This is a genomic window from Pseudomonas cyclaminis (genome assembly GCF_015163715.1).
In the GTDB taxonomy this organism is placed as follows: domain Bacteria; phylum Pseudomonadota; class Gammaproteobacteria; order Pseudomonadales; family Pseudomonadaceae; genus Aquipseudomonas; species Aquipseudomonas cyclaminis.
In genome coordinates this window covers 1-15,914 of the sequence record NZ_JADDUM010000120.1, presented here as the reverse complement: position 1 = coordinate 15,914, position 15,914 = coordinate 1, and the positions used below count along the sequence as shown (strand labels likewise).

Here is a 15,914-nt window from a genome sequence, read left to right as displayed (position 1 = left end):
GGCGCGCTGGCGGACCGTAACTGGGACGCCATCGGCGAGCTGGATATGGGCTGTCGCGACGTGATCGAGCAGGTGCTCAGTGAGGCGCCGGTGGATGAAGATGCGCTGCGCGAGAAGCTTGAGAGCCTCTTGGCGGTCTACCAGCAATTGCTGGAGGTGACGACGGGCGAAAGGCAGGCTATTTTTGAAGAGATGTCGCAGATCAACCAAGCTAAAAATGCGTCAAAGGTTTACCATCTGTTCGGCTGAATGGCTCAGTTAATCCGAACGGCGCGTCATATATTTGACTGTGCCCGCATTTTTGACTTAACTAGTGCTGTTTTCAGATTTCAGACGTCTAGTAAGGTAAGAAGTCTTACAGGCGTCTCGATTGCCCTCGCTTTCGGGCAGGAAGTTTTACTAGGGAAGTTGCTATTGCATGTGGCGTGAAACCAAAATTCTGCTGATCGATGACGATAGCGTCCGCCGCCGCGACTTGGCGGTGATTTTGAATTTTCTTGGCGAAGAAAATCTGCCCTGCGGTAGCCATGACTGGCAGCAGGCGGCCAGCTCGTTGTCATCGAGCCGTGAAGTCATTTGTGTGCTGATCGGGACGGTAAACGCTCCAGGCGCTGTTTTGGGCTTGTTAAAGACACTGTCTACCTGGGATGAGTTCCTTCCCGTTTTGCTGATTGGTGATATTTCTTCTGTCGAGCTGCCGGAAGACCAGCGCCGCCGCGTGCTTTCCAGCCTGGAAATGCCCCCCAGCTACAGCAAATTGCTGGATTCCCTGCACCGTGCCCAGGTCTATCGCGAGATGTACGACCAGGCCCGCGAGCGCGGTCGCCACCGCGAACCCAACCTGTTCCGCAGCCTCGTCGGCACCAGCCGCGCCATCCAGCACGTGCGCCAGATGATGCAGCAAGTGGCCGATACCGACGCCAGTGTGCTGATCCTCGGCGAGTCGGGCACCGGCAAGGAAGTGGTCGCACGCAACCTGCACTACCACTCCAAGCGCCGCGACGGGCCATTCGTGCCGGTCAACTGCGGGGCGATCCCGGCAGAGCTGCTTGAAAGTGAATTGTTCGGCCACGAGAAGGGCGCCTTTACCGGGGCGATCACCAGCCGTGCCGGGCGTTTCGAGCTGGCCAACGGCGGCACCCTGTTCCTCGACGAAATCGGCGACATGCCGCTGCCGATGCAGGTCAAGCTGCTGCGTGTATTGCAGGAACGCACCTTCGAGCGTGTGGGCAGCAACAAGACCCAGAGCGTCGACGTGCGCATCATTGCCGCTACCCACAAGAACCTCGAAAGCATGATCGAAGTGGGCAGCTTCCGCGAAGACCTGTACTACCGCCTCAACGTTTTCCCTATCGAGATGGCCCCGCTGCGTGAGCGCGTGGAGGACATCCCGCTGCTGATGAACGAACTGATCTCGCGCATGGAACACGAAAAGCGCGGATCGATTCGCTTCAACTCCGCCGCGATCATGTCCCTGTGCCGCCACGGCTGGCCGGGTAACGTGCGCGAGCTGGCCAACCTGGTGGAACGCATGGCGATCATGCATCCGTACGGTGTGATCGGCGTGATCGAATTGCCGAAGAAATTCCGCTACGTCGACGATGAAGACGAGCAGATGGTCGACAGTCTGCGCAGCGACATGGAAGAGCGCGTCGCCATCAACGGCCACACGCCGGACTTCGGTTCTACCGCCATGCTGCCGCCGGAAGGCCTGGACCTCAAAGACTACCTCGGCAACCTGGAGCAAGGCTTGATCCAGCAGGCCCTGGACGACGCCAACGGCATCGTCGCCCGCGCCGCCGAGCGCTTGCGCATCCGCCGAACCACCCTGGTGGAGAAGATGCGCAAGTACGGCATGAGCCGCCGGGAAGGTGATGAACAGGCGGATGATTGACGCCTGATTCCAAAGACCGCTGATTTATCAGCGGTTTTTTTTCGGCACAAGTATTGCTACAGCCCTCGCAACGTTCCGTTTAACTGACGGTCAGCCAGCGAGAGAGCATGATGCCCCACGCCGCCCAGCAATCTTCCAGCCCCTCTATCCCGGGGCTTATGCCCTCTGTGGAGCAGCAAAGCCGTCAGGGTCTCGAACAGGCTTTTTCGCTGTTCAACCAGATGTCGAGCCAATTGACTGACTCCTACAGCCTGCTCGAAGCCCGCGTCTCGGAGCTTAAAGGCGAGTTGGAAGTGGTCAGCGCCCAGCGCATGCAAGAGTTGGCCGAGAAAGAACGCCTGGCCAACCGTCTGCAAAACCTGCTGTCGCTGCTGCCCGGTGGCGTGATCGTCATCGATGACCAGGGCCGTGTGCGCGAAGCCAACCCTGCCGCCTGCGACATGCTCGGCCTGCCGCTGGAAGGCGAGCTGTGGCGCCACGTCATCACCCGTTGCTTTGCGCCGCGTGAAGATGATGGTCACGAAATCTCCCTCAAGGACGGGCGCCGCCTGTCCATTGCCACCCGTTCCCTGGATGCGGAGCCGGGGCAGTTGGTGCTGCTCAACGACCTGACTGAAACCCGTCATCTGCAAGACCAATTGGCGCGCCACGAGCGCTTGTCTTCATTAGGGCGGATGGTCGCTTCTTTGGCGCATCAGATCCGCACGCCGCTGTCGGCGGCGTTGATCTACGCCAGTCATTTGACTGATGAGCAATTGCCCGCCGCCACCCAGCAGCGGTTTGCCGGCCGTCTCAAGGAGCGTCTGCACGAATTGGAGCACCAGGTGCGCGACATGCTGGTGTTCGCCCGCGGCGAATTGCCGCTGACCGACCGCGTGACACCCGCCCAACTGATGCAGGCCCTGCAAGCGGCTGCAAGCACCCATATTCAAGACACCCAGGTGCGCTGGCAGTGCGACAGCCACCTCGGCGAGTTGCTGTGCAATCGCGACACCCTGGTGGGCGCGCTGCTCAATCTGATCGAAAACGCTATCCAGGCCAGCGGCACGGGTGCACGGCTCAAAGTCCACCTGTATAGCCGCGAGCAAACCTTGCGCCTGTGCATCAGCGACAGCGGTGCCGGCATCGACCCTGTGGTGCTCAAGCGCCTGGGCGAACCCTTTTTTACCACCAAGACCAACGGAACCGGCCTCGGCCTGACCGTGGTCAAGGCCGTGGCGCGTGCCCATCAGGGAGAATTGCAACTGCATTCCCGACTGGGGCGTGGCACCTGTGCACTGATAAGCCTGCCGCTGTTTTCATGCGCGGCAGGCGCGGAGTAAAAAGTAATGGCTATCAAGGTTCTGTTGGTGGAAGACGATCGCGCCCTGCGTGAAGCATTGGCTGACACGCTGCTGTTGGCGGGCCATGACTATCGGGCGGTCGGTTCTGCCGAGGACGCCTTGGAGGCGGTGGAGCAGGAAACCTTCAGCCTGGTGGTCAGTGACGTGAACATGCCGGGCATGGACGCCACCAATTGCTGGCCCTGCTGCGTGCGCGCCAACCGCAACTGCCGGTGTTGCTGATGACTGCCCATGGCGCCGTGGAACGGGCGGTGGACGCTATGCGCCAAGGCGCGGCGGACTACCTGGTCAAGCCCTTCGAGCCCAAGGCGCTGATCGAGCTGGTGGCGCGGCATGCCCTGGGCGTGATCCCGGCCAGCGAAGGCGAGGGCCCGATTGCCTTCGAGCCGGCCAGTGCGCAATTGCTTGAACTGGCGGCCCGCGTGGCGCGCAGTGATTCCACGGTGCTGATTTCCGGCGAGTCCGGCACCGGCAAGGAAGTGCTGGCACGTTACATCCACCAGCAATCCACGCGCGCCAAACAACCGTTCATCGCCATCAACTGCGCGGCGATCCCCGACAACATGCTGGAAGCCACCTTGTTCGGCCATGAAAAAGGCTCGTTCACCGGCGCCATTGCGGCCCAGGCGGGCAAATTCGAGCAGGCCGACGGCGGCACCATCCTGCTGGACGAAATCTCGGAAATGCCTCTGGGCCTGCAAGCCAAGCTGCTGCGGGTGCTGCAAGAGCGCGAAGTGGAGCGCGTGGGCGCACGCAAGCCGATCCAGCTGGACATCCGTGTGGTCGCCACCACCAACCGTGACCTGGCCGGCGAAGTGGCGGCGGGGCGCTTTCGTGAAGATCTGTTCTACCGGCTTTCGGTATTTCCCCTGGCCTGGCGCCCGCTGCGTGAGCGCCCGGCGGACATCGTCCCGTTGGCCGAGCGCTTGCTGAACAACCACGTCAAAAAAATGAAGCACGCCCAGGCGCGACTGTCGGCCGAGGCGCAAGCCTGCCTTATCAGTTATCCCTGGCCGGGCAACGTGCGGGAGCTGGACAACGCCATCCAGCGTGCGCTGATTCTGCAGCAGGGCGGTTTGATCCAGCCCCAGGATTTCTGCCTGTCCATGGGCAGCGGTGCGGCGCCATTGCCTACCTTGCGCCCGCGCCGGTCGCCGAGGCGGAGTCTGCCGGTGCCTTGGGCGACGACCTGCGTCGCCGCGAATTCCAGATGATCATCGACACCCTGCGCGCCGAGCGCGGCCGCCGCAAAGAGGCCGCCGAGCGCCTGGGCATCAGCCCGCGCACCCTGCGCTACAAGCTGGCGCAAATGCGCGACGCCGGGATGGATGTGGAAGCGTATCTGTTCGCCACCTGACCCGGTAACAAGGTCGACAAGGTTTGTCGCCTTTTCTTACGACTTGATACAGAGCTGGCACCCTTGTTGCTACCTCCCCTAGTAATCGCTGCGTAGTGTCAAAAATTTGCGGGTTGGAGAGAGAAGTTCATGAGCCAGGGTATTGAGTTCAATCGATTGATGTTGGATATGCGCTCCATGCAAATGGATGCCATGGCTCAACCGAAATCCGTCGCGCCAGCGCCGCAATTGGGCCAAAGCAGTTTCGCCGACATGTTGGGTTCGGCCATCAACAAAGTCAGTGACACCCAGCAGGCATCCAACCAGTTGGCCAGCGCGTTCGAGATCGGCAAAAGCGGCGTGGACCTCACCGATGTAATGGTCGCCTCGCAAAAGGCCAGCGTCTCCTTCCAGGCTCTGACCCAAGTGCGTAACAAGCTGGTTCAGGCCTATCAAGACATCATGCAGATGCCGGTTTAAGGGCGAGATTTAAGTCATGGCAGAAGCAGTCTCCGACAACGTACCCGCCAAGGCAGACGGCAAGCCGCCGCTGTTTGGCCTGTCGTTCCTGGAAAACCTCTCGGAAATGACCATGCTGCGTCAGGTGGGCCTGATGGTCGGCCTGGCTGCGAGCGTGGCAATTGGTTTTGCCGTGGTGTTGTGGTCGCAACAACCCGATTACCGTCCGTTGTACGGCAGCCTGGCGGGCATGGACTCCAAGCAGATCATGGAAACCCTCGCCGCCGCCGACATCGCCTACACCGTGGAGCCCAACTCCGGCGCGCTGTTGGTCAAGGCCGACGACGTGGCCCGTGCGCGCATGAAGCTCGCCGCCGCTGGTGTAACGCCGTCCGACAGCAATATCGGTTTTGAAATCCTCGACAAGGACCAGGGTCTCGGGACCAGCCAGTTCATGGAAGCCACGCGCTATCGTCGTGGTCTTGAAGGCGAGTTGGCCCGCACCATCTCCAGCCTCAACAACGTCAAGGGCGCCCGTGTGCACCTGGCCATTCCGAAAAGCTCGGTGTTTGTGCGCGACGAGCGCAAGCCAAGTGCCTCGGTACTCGTGGAACTGTTTTCCGGCCGCTCCCTGGAGCCTGGCCAAGTGCTGGCGATCATCAACCTGGTGGCGACCAGTGTTCCTGAGCTGAGCAAATCCCAGATCACCGTGGTCGACCAGAAGGGCAACCTGCTGTCCGACATGGCGGAAAACTCCGCGCTGACCCAGGCCGGCAAGCAGTTCGACTACAGCCGCCGCATGGAAAGCATGCTGACCCAGCGTGTGCACAACATCCTGCAACCGGTGCTGGGCAACGACCGCTACAAGGCTGAAGTGTCCGCCGACGTGGACTTCAGCGCCGTCGAGTCGACCTCCGAGCAATTCAATCCGGACCAACCGGCCCTGCGCAGCGAGCAGTCCACCAGCGAACAACGCACCGCCAGCAATGGCCCGCAAGGTGTGCCGGGTGCCCTGAGCAACCAGCCACCGGCTCCGGCCTCGGCCCCGCAAACCACCGGTGCGCCGCCGCTACCGCTGGCGCGATCCAGCCTGGCCAGCCGTTGTTGGATGCCAACGGCCAGCAGATCATGGACCCGGCCACCGGCCAGCCGATGCTCGCCCCGTACCCGGCGGACAAACGTAACCAGTCCACCAAGAACTTCGAACTCGACCGGTCCATCAGCCACACCAAGCAACAACAGGGTCGCGTCAATCGCCTGTCGGTGTCGGTGGTGGTCGATGATCAGGTCAAGGTCAATGCGGCGGATGGCGCCGTTACCCGTGCACCGTGGAGCGCCGACGAATTGGCGCGCTTCACCCGCCTGGTGCAGGACGCCGTCGGTTTTGACGCCAGCCGTGGCGACAGCGTCAGCGTGATCAACATGCCGTTCTCCGCCGAGCGTGGTGAAGTCATCGCCGAAGCCGCGTTCTATACCCAGCCGTGGTTCTGGGACATCGTCAAGCAAGTGCTGGGTGTGTTGTTCATCCTGGTGCTGGTGTTCGGCGTGTTGCGTCCGGTGCTCAACAACATCACCGGCAACGGCAAGAACAAACAACTGGCGGCGTTTGGTGGCAGTGACGTCGAGTTGGGTGGCATGGGCGGCCTGGACGGCGAACTGGGCAACGACCGCGTCAGCCTCGGTGGCCCGCAAAGCATCCTGTTGCCAAGCCCGAGCGAAGGCTATGACGCTCAGCTGAACGCAATCAAAAGTCTGGTGGCAGAAGACCCGGGCCGTGTGGCCCAGGTCGTGAAAGAGTGGATCAACGCAGATGAGTGATAATCGAGCCGCTGTTGCCAAGCTCACCAAGGTCGACAAAGCCGCAGTCCTGCTGCTGTCCCTGGGTGAAACCGACGCCGCCCAAGTGCTGCGCCACATGGGCCCCAAAGAGGTTCAGCGAGTGGGCGTGGCCATGGCGCAAATGCGCAATGTGCACCGTGAGCAAGTCGAACAGGTGATGAGCGAGTTCGTCGAGATCGTCGGCGACCAGACCAGCCTGGGCGTCGGTTCCGACAGCTACATCCGCAAGATGCTCACCTCGGCCCTGGGCGAAGACAAGGCCAACGGCCTGATCGACCGTATCCTGTTGGGCGGCAACACCAGCGGCCTGGACAGCCTCAAGTGGATGGAGCCGCGTGCGGTCGCCGACGTGATCCGCTTCGAGCACCCGCAAATCCAGGCCATCGTCGTCGCGTACCTCGACCCCGACCAGGCCGGTGAAGTGCTCGGCCACTTCGACCATAAAGTACGCCTGGACATCATCCTGCGCGTGTCGTCGCTGAACACCGTGCAGCCGGCGGCCCTGAAAGAATTGAACACCATTCTGGAGAAGCAGTTCTCCGGCAACTCCAACGCTGCACGCACCACCTTGGGTGGCATCAAGCGCGCGGCGGACATCATGAACTTCCTCGACAGCTCGGTCGAAGGCCAGTTGATGGACTCGATCCGCGAGATCGACGACACCCTGTCCGGCCAGATCGAAGACCTCATGTTCGTGTTCAACAACCTCTCCGATGTCGACGACCGTGGCATCCAGGCGTTGCTGCGCGAAGTCTCCTCCGACGTGCTGGTGCTGGCCCTCAAAGGCTCGGACGAAGGCGTCAAGGAGAAGATCTTCAAGAACATGTCCAAGCGTGCTTCGGAACTGTTGCGCGACGACCTGGAAGCCAAAGGCCCGGTGCGTGTCAGCGACGTGGAAACCGCGCAAAAAGAAATCCTCACCATTGCCCGCCGTATGGCCGAAGCCGGAGAAATCGTTCTCGGTGGGAAGGGCGGCGAAGAAATGATCTAAGGCGCCCCTGATGTCGAACAAAGATGAGGCGCCCAGCGATCTGATTCGCGCTCGGGATGTCGGTGGGTTCGACATCTGGTCGTTGCCCAGTTTCGATCCGCACGTGCCGGAGCCTGAGCCGGAACCGGTTGAAGAACTGCCGGTGGAAATGGAAGAAGTGCCGCTGGAGGAAGTCCAGCCACTGACCCTGGAAGAGTTGGAAAGCATCCGCCAGGAGGCCTACAACGAAGGCTTCGCGGCCGGTGAAAAAGACGGTTTTCGCAGCACCACCCTCAAGGTGCGCCAAGAGGCCGAAGCGGCGCTGAGCGTCCAGCTGGCCAGCCTGGAGCGTTTGATGGGGGTGTTGTTCGACCCCATCGCCGAGCAGGATTCGCAGATCGAAAAATCCATGGTCGGCCTGGTGGAGCACATTGCCCGCCAGGTGATCCAGCGCGAACTGGTGCTCGATTCCAGCCATATCGAAAGCGTGATGCGCGAAGCCCTCAAGCTGCTGCCCCTGGGTGTCGGCAATGTGCGGCTGTACATCAACCCGCAGGATTTCGAGCAGGTCAAAGCCCTGCGCGAGCGCCATGAAGAAACCTGGCGCATCGTCGAAGACGCAGCGCTGCAGCCTGGTGGTTGCCGGGTCGAGACCGAACACAGCCGCATCGATGCCACGGTGGAAACCCGCATCAGCCAGATCATGGCCAAGCTGCTGGATCAAGTTCACGAGCAGGTATTGAACCCCGCCGAACCTGACCTCAGCGTGGACCTGGACGCTACCGATGCGCCTTGATCGCACCAGCTTCGCCAAGCGCCTGAGCGGCTACGTCGAAGCCACTGAACTGCCCGGCCAGCCAATCCTCGAAGGGCGCTTGCTGCGTATGGTCGGCCTGACTCTGGAAGCCGAGGGCCTGCGCGCCGCCATGGGCAGCCGCTGCATGGTGATCAACGACGACAGCTACCACCCGGTGCAGGTCGAAGCGGAAGTGATGGGTTTTTCCGGCAGCAAGATTTTCCTGATGCCCGTGGCAGTCTGGCGGGCATCGCCCCTGGCGCCCGCGTGGTGCCGCTGGCCGATACGGGTCGCCTGCCCATGGGCATGAGCATGCTCGGCCGCGTGCTGGACGGCGCCGGTCGCGCACTGGACGGCAAGGGCGGCATGAAAGCCGAAGACTGGGTGCCGATGGACGGCCCCACCATCAACCCGCTCAACCGCAACCCCATCAGCGTCCCTCTGGACGTGGGCATTCGCAGCATCAACGGATTATTGACGGTCGGCCGCGGCCAGCGTCTGGGCCTGTTCGCCGGTACCGGTGTGGGTAAATCGGTGTTGCTGGGCATGATGACGCGCTTTACCGAGGCCGACATTATTGTGGTGGGGCTGATCGGCGAACGGGGCCGCGAGGTGAAGGAGTTCATCGAGCACAGCCTCGGTGAAGAAGGCCTCAAGCGCTCCGTCGTTGTCGCCTCTCCAGCGGACGATGCGCCGCTGATGCGTTTGCGCGCCGCGATGTACTGCACGCGCATCGCCGAATATTTTCGTGACAAGGGCAAGAACGTCCTGTTGCTGATGGACTCGCTCACACGTTTCGCCCAGGCCCAGCGGGAAATCGCCCTGGCCATCGGTGAACCGCCGGCGACCAAGGGTTATCCGCCGTCCGTGTTTGCCAAGCTGCCCAAGCTGGTGGAGCGCGCCGGTAACGCCGAGGCCGGTGGCGGCTCGATCACCGCGTTCTACACCGTATTGTCCGAAGGCGATGACCAGCAGGACCCCATCGCCGACTCGGCGCGGGGCGTGCTCGACGGTCACATTGTGCTGTCGCGCCGCTTGGCCGAAGAAGGGCACTACCCGGCCATCGATATCGAAGCGTCCATCAGCCGGGTAATGCCGGCGGTGGTCACGCCGGAGCATATGGTCCGTGCGCAACAGTTCAAGCAGTTGTGGTCGCGCTATCAACAGAGCCGCGACCTGATCAGCGTCGGCGCCTACGTGGCCGGTGGCGATCGCGACACCGACCTGGCGATCGCCCTGCAACCGCAGTTGGTGACCTACCTGCGCCAGGGCCTCAACGACAAGATCAGCATGGGCGAAAGCGAAGCCCATCTGCACTCCATCTTCGCGCCTGCGCCAGGCGGCTAAGCCATGGCCAACAGCCGCGCCGCACGCCTGGCCCCGGTGGTGGACATGGCCGAAAAGGCCGAAAAAACCGCCGTGCAGCGCCTGGGTTATTTCCAGGGCCAGGTGCGCTTGGCCGAAAGCAAACTGGGCGACCTGGAACGCTTTCGCGGCGAGTACCAACAGCAATGGATCGAGCGCGGCACCAAGGGCGTTTCGGGCCAGTGGCTGATGGGCTACCAGGGCTTTCTCAATCAACTGGAAACAGCCGTGGGCCAACAGCGCCAGAGCCTGGCCTGGCACCAGAACAACCTCGATAAAGCCCGCGAAAGTTGGCAGGAAGCGTTTGCGCGAGTCGAAGGCTTGCGCAAGCTGGTGCAGCGCTATATCGATGAGGCGCGGGCCCTGGAAGACAAGCGCGAGCAGAAGCTGCTGGATGAGTTGTCCCAGCGTTTACCACGCCAGGGGCAGTTCTGAAGGTCGGCACTGCCCAACCACAGTCGTGCAGGGTTACGCGTGTCGATCCACTTGCGAAAACTTATAAATTGGTCTGAATTCCTGGTTTTTGATGCCATCGAATCTGAACTCGGCGCCGGGCAGTGAAATCCATTGCAGCTTTTTCTCGCTGTTCAGGGAGTGCCCGTAATATCGACGGGCATCCACCGGGTAGCCTTTGCTCATCTTGATTTGCATAAGGTGCCCGCTATCGGATTCACGCTCACCGCCGATGAATACGAAGCCCTCTTCTTTATAGGTATGTCCTTGCACCAACTCGGAAGGGTCTGTTAATCCGCCAGGAAAGACCGTTGCAATACGTTCTTTTTTAACCGCTTCTGGTGTTGCGCTGGCTAACTGGCTGATGATCTGTGCGCATTCCAACAGGCGCCGCTTGGTGGGTATGGAGTTGTCAGGTTTGCGCAATGCATTCTGATAGCGTGAATAGCCATCCCCAACGATTTTAACCACGTCATCGCTGAGTGCGGCGCAACGCTCGTTGGGCAGTGCAATGACATATCGGGACTGGGTCTCCATTTTAAATCGCTGCTGGAGCGGCGTGTAGTTCTGGGCGCCTTGCGCCGTTAATGTCGTTTTGCCGTGGCTGTCCGTTGTGACCATCGCGGGGTGATTTTTCTTCATGAAGCTCTCAAACGACGTGACTGTCGCAGCCCGTTCAAAATGTTTAGCCAGCTGGTTCACGGCACTGTGCAATTCGGTGCCGGAACCAATGAACTGGTCTAACTGGAGAGTCAGAGCGTCGGCGTCAGGGTAGCGGCCCAGTGTCTTTTCGCGCACCACCTGTAACTGCTCACTTGCATCTATCAGCGTGAGCTTGTCGGGCGGCGTCAACTGTGTGCTTTTGCTCAACGGGCGGAGCAAGTCAATGGCCTTCTTCAGTTCCTGCGGCCGATGCTGAAAGAGCTTTGGTCCGGAACTCTTTATAAGATCAGTAATTGATTTTTTCAGCTCATCGTTTAAGGACGTCCTGCTTAGTAGTGTCAACGTTGGGTTAGCGCGCGCGACATGATTGCCGCCTGACACGGATGGGGTTTCTGGTTGATGGGGAAACTGCCGGGTCAACCTGTATTGAGGCGAGTGGTGTGGGCCCGCTTGTTTTTCCCGCGTTTGCGACTCTGTGGGTGTGGGTAACGTCAGGGTAGATGTCGCACCGGTTGAATCCGGCGTTACCTCTGATCCATACGCGTGCCGGTTGGCGATGGGGCTGGAGATAATTTTATACATTGTAGGATTTTCTCTTGAATACGCAGGTTATTTGCACTCAGGAGTGTGTGAGAAAAATCGTGCTTTCGGTTCCAGTGCGTTGATGTGCAGCGACAGGCCGGCTCTAGATTTGATGCGCTGTGTTGCCCACAGCGTGATCACCTGCTAAACCTTGTGTCTATGCCCATGACAAGGAAGCCGTCGTATGTCAGTCGAGTCAGAAGTATCCCTGGATGGGAAGAAGTTGACGATTGCAATCAAGGGCCGGTTTGATTTCGGCAGTCATCAGGACTTTCGTGGGTCCTACGAGCGTTTCTACAAGGTGCCTGAGTCCTATGTGGTCGACCTGAAAGACACCACGTATATGGACAGTTCGGCCCTGGGCATGCTCCTGCTGCTGCGCGATCATGCGGGTGGGGACGATGCGCAAGTCAGGGTGATCAACAGCAACTCCGACGTGCGCAAGATCCTCGCCATCTCCAACTTCGACAAGCTGTTCGACATCAATTGAGCGCCCTGGCCCCTGCGGTTGAGCCGCTGACGATCCTGATCGCCGATGACAATGCGACCGATCTTCTGCTGCTGTCGACTATTGTGCGACGCCAGGGGCATCAGGTGCTTACCGCCACCAACGGCGAAGAAGCTGTCGAACTCTTCGCCCGCGAGCGTCCGCAACTGGTGCTGATGGATGCGTTGATGCCGGTGATGGATGGCTACGGCGCTGCGCGGTGGATCAAGCAACTGGCGGGGGAGGAGTTGGTCCCGATCATTTTCCTCACCTCCCTGCGCGATAGCGCGCCCTGGCCGAGTGCCTGGATGCCGGCGGTGATGACTTTTTGCCCAAGCCCTATAACCAACTGATCCTGGCGGCCAAGATCAACGCGATGGACCGCCTGCGCCGCCTGCAAGCCACGGTGTTGCAACAGCGTGACCTGATCGCCAGGCACCATGACTATCTGCTGCATGAGCAGCGGGTGGCCAAGGCGGTGTTCGACAAGGTCGCCCACTCCGGCTGCATCAACGCCGCCCCGAACATCCGCTACCTGCAATCGCCCTATGCGCTGTTCAATGGCGACCTGCTGCTGGCGGCCTACACGCCGTCGGGCGACATGCACGTGCTGCTCGGCGATTTCACCGGCCATGGCCTGCCGGCGGCAGTGGGCGCCATGCCCCTGGCGGAGGTGTTCTACGGCATGACCGCCAAGGGCTATGGCCTGTCTCAGATCCTGCGGGAGATGAATGCCAAGCTCAAGCGCATCCTGCCGGTGGACATGTTCTGCTGCGCCACGCTGTTGTGCCTGAGCACCGAGCGGCGTGCGGTGGAAGTGTGGAACGGCGGTATGCCCGACGGTTATGTGCATGAGGTCGCCACCGGCAAGCGCACGCCGCTGCAATCGCGGCATTTGCCGTTGGGGGTGCTGTCGGCGCAGGCCTTTGATGACCGCACCGAGGTTTGGCCCATGGCCTTGGGCGACCGCGTATTTTTGCTGTCCGACGGCGTGCTGGATACCGCCGATGCCCACGATCAACTGTTCGGTGCCGAGCGTTTGCAGCAGGTCTTTGCGGCCAATCGCGAGCCCAATCGTCTGTTCGAGGACATCGAACAGGCCCTGGCGGCGTTTCGCGGTGAGGCGCGGGATGACGTGAGCATGGTGGAAATCACCCTGCGGGCCGGCCAGTCACTGCGCGCCACCGGCCCGTTGTATGCCGACAGCGGCCAATCGTGCCCGCTGGATTGGTCGGTCAGCTTCGAATTCCGTGCCGAAACCCTCAAACGCTACAACCCGTTGCCCTATCTGCTGCAACTGCTGCTGGAAATCCACGGCCTGCGCGAGCAGAGCGGGGCGCTCTACAGTGTGATGGCCGAGTTGTATTCCAATGCCCTGGAGCACGGCGTGCTCGGGCTGGACTCGCGGCTCAAGCGCGATGCCCAGGGTTTCGCCGAATATTATCGCCAGCGCAACGACCGCCTGGCGCAGTTGAACAGCGGTTACGTGCGGGTACATGTGCAAGTGGTGCCCACCCCAATGGGCGGCAAAATGACCCTGCGCCTGGAAGACAGCGGGCCGGGCTTCGACGTGGAACGGATACTGGCGCGGCCGCTGGACGTGGACCGTCTGTCTGGTCGGGGCCTGAGCCTGGTGCGCCAACTGAGTAGCGAGGTACGCTGGTCCGACGGTGGGCGCAGTGTCTGCGTGGAGTTTTGCTGGGGGGTTCTGGCATAATCCGCCGATTCTTGATCAGGGAGCGAGCAAGTGGCAGAGATACATATGGACCCGGATGTGTTGTCGGGTTTGCAGGAGGTAATGGAAGGCGAGTATCCCAAGCTGCTTGATACCTTTCTGGACGACTCCCAGAAACGCGTCGAGGCGCTGCGCCAGGCGCGGGATGATGCCAAGGCGCTGGGGCGGATTGCGCACAGTTTCAAGGGGAGCAGTGGCAACCTTGGGGCGGTGCGGTTGGCGCAGTTGTGTCAGTTGCTGGAGGCTGAGTCTGTTGAGGCTGCTTCGGACTTGGGGGGATTGGTGGATCAGATTGATCGGGAATTTGCGCTGGTTCGGCCGTTGTATGAGCATGAACGGCAACGGTTTCAACTTTGATGGGTACAACCCATAGACCTGGCCCAACTCTTGCTCTACCTCCAGAGACTGCATCCCCGACCCCATGCAGTGGAGACCTTTACCTATGTCAGTCGCCCCCAATTCGCTTCTTCAGGCTGCCCCCGCGGCCAAGCCTCAAGCGCCCGTTGCCAATCCACCGGTAGCGGCTGCGGACCCACGGGACAAGGGCCCTGGCTTCGCGCAAGTGTTCGCCAGCCAAGGCTCGAAACCGACGCTCAAAACCGACGACAGCCCGGCCAAACCCACGCGGGACAAGCCTGCCGACGCCAGCGCCAAGCCGGCTGCCGGTACCGACAAGCCTGCCGCCAGTACACCGGCGGTTGCCGATAGCGGCAATACCTTGCCTGCCAAACCGTCTGACGACAGCGCCAACACGGATGACGATGCACCCGCCGACCCGGCCGTGGCGCAGCAGCCTCCGGCAGATCCTGTCGTCGATCCGGCCATGATTGCCGCCGTCGTGCCTGTGGTCGTGCCGGTGCCGATGCCGGTGGAAACCCCGGTACCCGCCGCTGCGGCCAAGGACGACAAGGCCCAGCCATTGGTCGCTGCGCCGATCGCAGCAACCGAGGAGGCCAAGCCGGTTTTCGATCCCCAGGCCGATCCCCTGGATGCCATGCCGGCCGTGCGCCTGGCGATGGAGCAGGGCGGTCACGTGTCGGCCAGCAGTCAGGCGCCGGCCAAAACTGCGCCGACGACCACTCAGGACCAGCCAACCGCCGCACAGAACTTTGCCGCTGGCCTGGCCACCATGGTCGATCAGCAAGCCACCAAAGACAGCACTGACCAAGGTGGCGACAAGGCCTTCAGCGGCTTGATCGAAGGCGGCCTTAAAGACCTGAAAAACGCCAGCAGCGACACCCGCGTCGATGATTTCGCCAATCGCTTGGCGGCATTGACCCAGGCGGCCACGCCGAGAACGGCCAACGCCTTGCCGCCGACGACGAATGCGCCACTGGCCATGCACCAGAGCGGCTGGACCGACGAGATCGTCAATCGGGTAATGTACTTGTCCAGCGCCAACCTCAAGTCGGCGGAGATCCAGTTGCAGCCGGCTGAACTCGGTCGCCTGGATATCAAGGTCAACATGACCGCCGACCAGCAAGCCCAGGTCAATTTCATGAGTGCTCATCCGGTGGTGCGTGAAGCGCTGGAAAGCCAGTCGGGCCGCCTGCGGGAGATGTTTGCGCAACAGGGCATGGGGCAGGTGGACGTCAATGTGTCCGACCAGTCCCGTGGTCAGGAGCAGCAGCAACAGCAGGCCCAGACCAGTGGCGTGAGTCGCGCTGGGCGGGGTGGCGACAGCAGTGACAGCGGCAACCACATTGATGTGGCTGAAGCCGTGGCACCCGTGACCTCTACAGTGATCGGCTCCAGCGCCGTCGATTACTACGCCTGACTCAAACCGTGTGCAGGTCAAAATGTGGGAGGGGCTTGCCCCCGATTGCGGTGTATCAGTCAGCCAGTGTTTAGCTGACACACTGCTATCGGGGCAAGCCCCCTCCCACATTGTTTTTGTGGTGTTTGGGAGGTTGTTCAAATAATCACCAATCACCTTGCGCGCTTTCTTCCCCTTCTCTACAATTGCGCCCCTTGCCCACCTGGCAGGCACGC

The 15,914-nt window shown here is 61.2% G+C and carries 11 protein-coding genes and 4 pseudogenes; 14 read left to right on the top strand and 1 reads right to left on the bottom strand.

Features of this window, described 5'->3' with window-relative positions; genetic code table 11:
• The 10 genes and pseudogenes from IQK56_RS16165 to fliJ form a co-directional block, all read left to right on the top strand.
• A partial coding sequence (locus tag IQK56_RS16165) for a flagellar protein FliT (protein ID WP_193901754.1) occupies positions 1-249 on the top strand: 249 nt, incomplete at its 5' end.
• A 169-nt stretch (positions 250-418) separates the two neighbouring features.
• Positions 419-1,894 carry a sigma-54 dependent transcriptional regulator gene (locus IQK56_RS16160; protein ID WP_150675832.1) on the top strand — a complete coding sequence of 492 codons (1,476 nt, stop codon included), beginning with the start codon at positions 419-421 and terminating at the stop codon, positions 1,892-1,894.
• A gap of 110 nt (positions 1,895-2,004) precedes the next feature.
• The gene (locus IQK56_RS16155) at positions 2,005-3,216 is read left to right on the top strand and encodes a sensor histidine kinase (protein WP_150675884.1); all 1,212 of its coding nucleotides are present in this window, start codon (positions 2,005-2,007) and stop codon (positions 3,214-3,216) included.
• Between the two features lie 6 nt (positions 3,217-3,222).
• Positions 3,223-4,594 (top strand): annotated as a pseudogene (locus IQK56_RS16150) (sigma-54-dependent transcriptional regulator).
• A 129-nt stretch (positions 4,595-4,723) separates the two neighbouring features.
• A complete protein-coding gene (gene fliE / locus IQK56_RS16145) occupies positions 4,724-5,053 on the top strand; it encodes a flagellar hook-basal body complex protein FliE (protein WP_122308298.1) in 330 nt (109 codons plus the stop codon).
• Between the two features lie 16 nt (positions 5,054-5,069).
• Positions 5,070-6,850: pseudogene (fliF, locus tag IQK56_RS16140) on the top strand (flagellar basal-body MS-ring/collar protein FliF).
• Positions 6,843-7,862, top strand: coding sequence for a flagellar motor switch protein FliG (fliG, locus tag IQK56_RS16135; protein WP_017735208.1), 1,020 nt, complete (start codon positions 6,843-6,845; stop codon positions 7,860-7,862). Before fliF ends, fliG begins: the two are co-directional and overlap by 8 nt.
• 10 nt (positions 7,863-7,872) lie before the next feature.
• Positions 7,873-8,637 carry a flagellar assembly protein FliH gene (fliH, locus tag IQK56_RS16130; protein WP_099584121.1) on the top strand — a complete coding sequence of 255 codons (765 nt, stop codon included), beginning with the start codon at positions 7,873-7,875 and terminating at the stop codon, positions 8,635-8,637.
• A pseudogene (fliI, locus tag IQK56_RS16125) lies at positions 8,627-9,984 on the top strand (flagellar protein export ATPase FliI). The gene fliH and the pseudogene fliI overlap by 11 nt, the downstream one beginning before the upstream one ends.
• Positions 9,985-9,987: 3 nt before the next feature.
• Entirely contained in the window at positions 9,988-10,437 is a 450-nt protein-coding gene (gene fliJ / locus IQK56_RS16120) for a flagellar export protein FliJ (protein WP_122308300.1), read from the top strand.
• Positions 10,438-10,470: 33 nt separating this feature from the next.
• Here fliJ and IQK56_RS16115 read toward each other — a convergent pair whose 3' ends face one another.
• Positions 10,471-11,700 carry a hypothetical protein gene (locus IQK56_RS16115; protein WP_193862577.1) on the bottom strand — a complete coding sequence of 410 codons (1,230 nt, stop codon included), beginning with the start codon at positions 11,698-11,700 and terminating at the stop codon, positions 10,471-10,473.
• Between the two features lie 184 nt (positions 11,701-11,884).
• Between IQK56_RS16115 and IQK56_RS16110 the strand changes: the two genes are divergently transcribed.
• The 4 genes and pseudogenes from IQK56_RS16110 (at position 11,885) to IQK56_RS16095 (ending at position 15,699) form a co-directional block, all read left to right on the top strand.
• Positions 11,885-12,190, top strand: a complete 306-nt coding sequence (locus IQK56_RS16110; RefSeq protein WP_122308302.1) for an STAS domain-containing protein — start codon at positions 11,885-11,887, stop codon at positions 12,188-12,190.
• Positions 12,187-13,904 (top strand): annotated as a pseudogene (locus IQK56_RS16105) (ATP-binding SpoIIE family protein phosphatase). The gene IQK56_RS16110 and the pseudogene IQK56_RS16105 overlap by 4 nt, the downstream one beginning before the upstream one ends.
• Before the next feature lie 30 nt (positions 13,905-13,934).
• Positions 13,935-14,279, top strand: coding sequence for an Hpt domain-containing protein (locus tag IQK56_RS16100; RefSeq protein WP_122308304.1), 345 nt, complete (start codon positions 13,935-13,937; stop codon positions 14,277-14,279).
• Between the two features lie 85 nt (positions 14,280-14,364).
• A complete protein-coding gene (locus IQK56_RS16095; protein ID WP_193862579.1) occupies positions 14,365-15,699 on the top strand; it encodes a flagellar hook-length control protein FliK in 1,335 nt (444 codons plus the stop codon).
• Positions 15,700-15,914 lie beyond the last annotated feature (215 nt).

Bases quoted from the DNA above. Each gene is read 5' to 3' on its own strand.
- IQK56_RS16095 (WP_193862579.1), top strand. From the start codon at position 14,365: ATGTCAGTCGCCCCCAATTCGCTTCTTCAGGCTGCCCCCGCGGCCAAG.
- fliJ (WP_122308300.1), top strand. From the start codon at position 9,988: ATGGCCAACAGCCGCGCCGCACGCCTGGCCCCGGTGGTGGACATGGCC.
- fliG (WP_017735208.1), top strand. From the start codon at position 6,843: ATGAGTGATAATCGAGCCGCTGTTGCCAAGCTCACCAAGGTCGACAAA.
- IQK56_RS16160 (WP_150675832.1), top strand. From the start codon at position 419: ATGTGGCGTGAAACCAAAATTCTGCTGATCGATGACGATAGCGTCCGC.
- fliH (WP_099584121.1), top strand. From the start codon at position 7,873: ATGTCGAACAAAGATGAGGCGCCCAGCGATCTGATTCGCGCTCGGGAT.
- IQK56_RS16155 (WP_150675884.1), top strand. From the start codon at position 2,005: ATGCCCCACGCCGCCCAGCAATCTTCCAGCCCCTCTATCCCGGGGCTT.
- fliE (WP_122308298.1), top strand. From the start codon at position 4,724: ATGAGCCAGGGTATTGAGTTCAATCGATTGATGTTGGATATGCGCTCC.
- IQK56_RS16110 (WP_122308302.1), top strand. From the start codon at position 11,885: ATGTCAGTCGAGTCAGAAGTATCCCTGGATGGGAAGAAGTTGACGATT.
- IQK56_RS16115 (WP_193862577.1), bottom strand. From the start codon at position 11,700: ATGTATAAAATTATCTCCAGCCCCATCGCCAACCGGCACGCGTATGGA.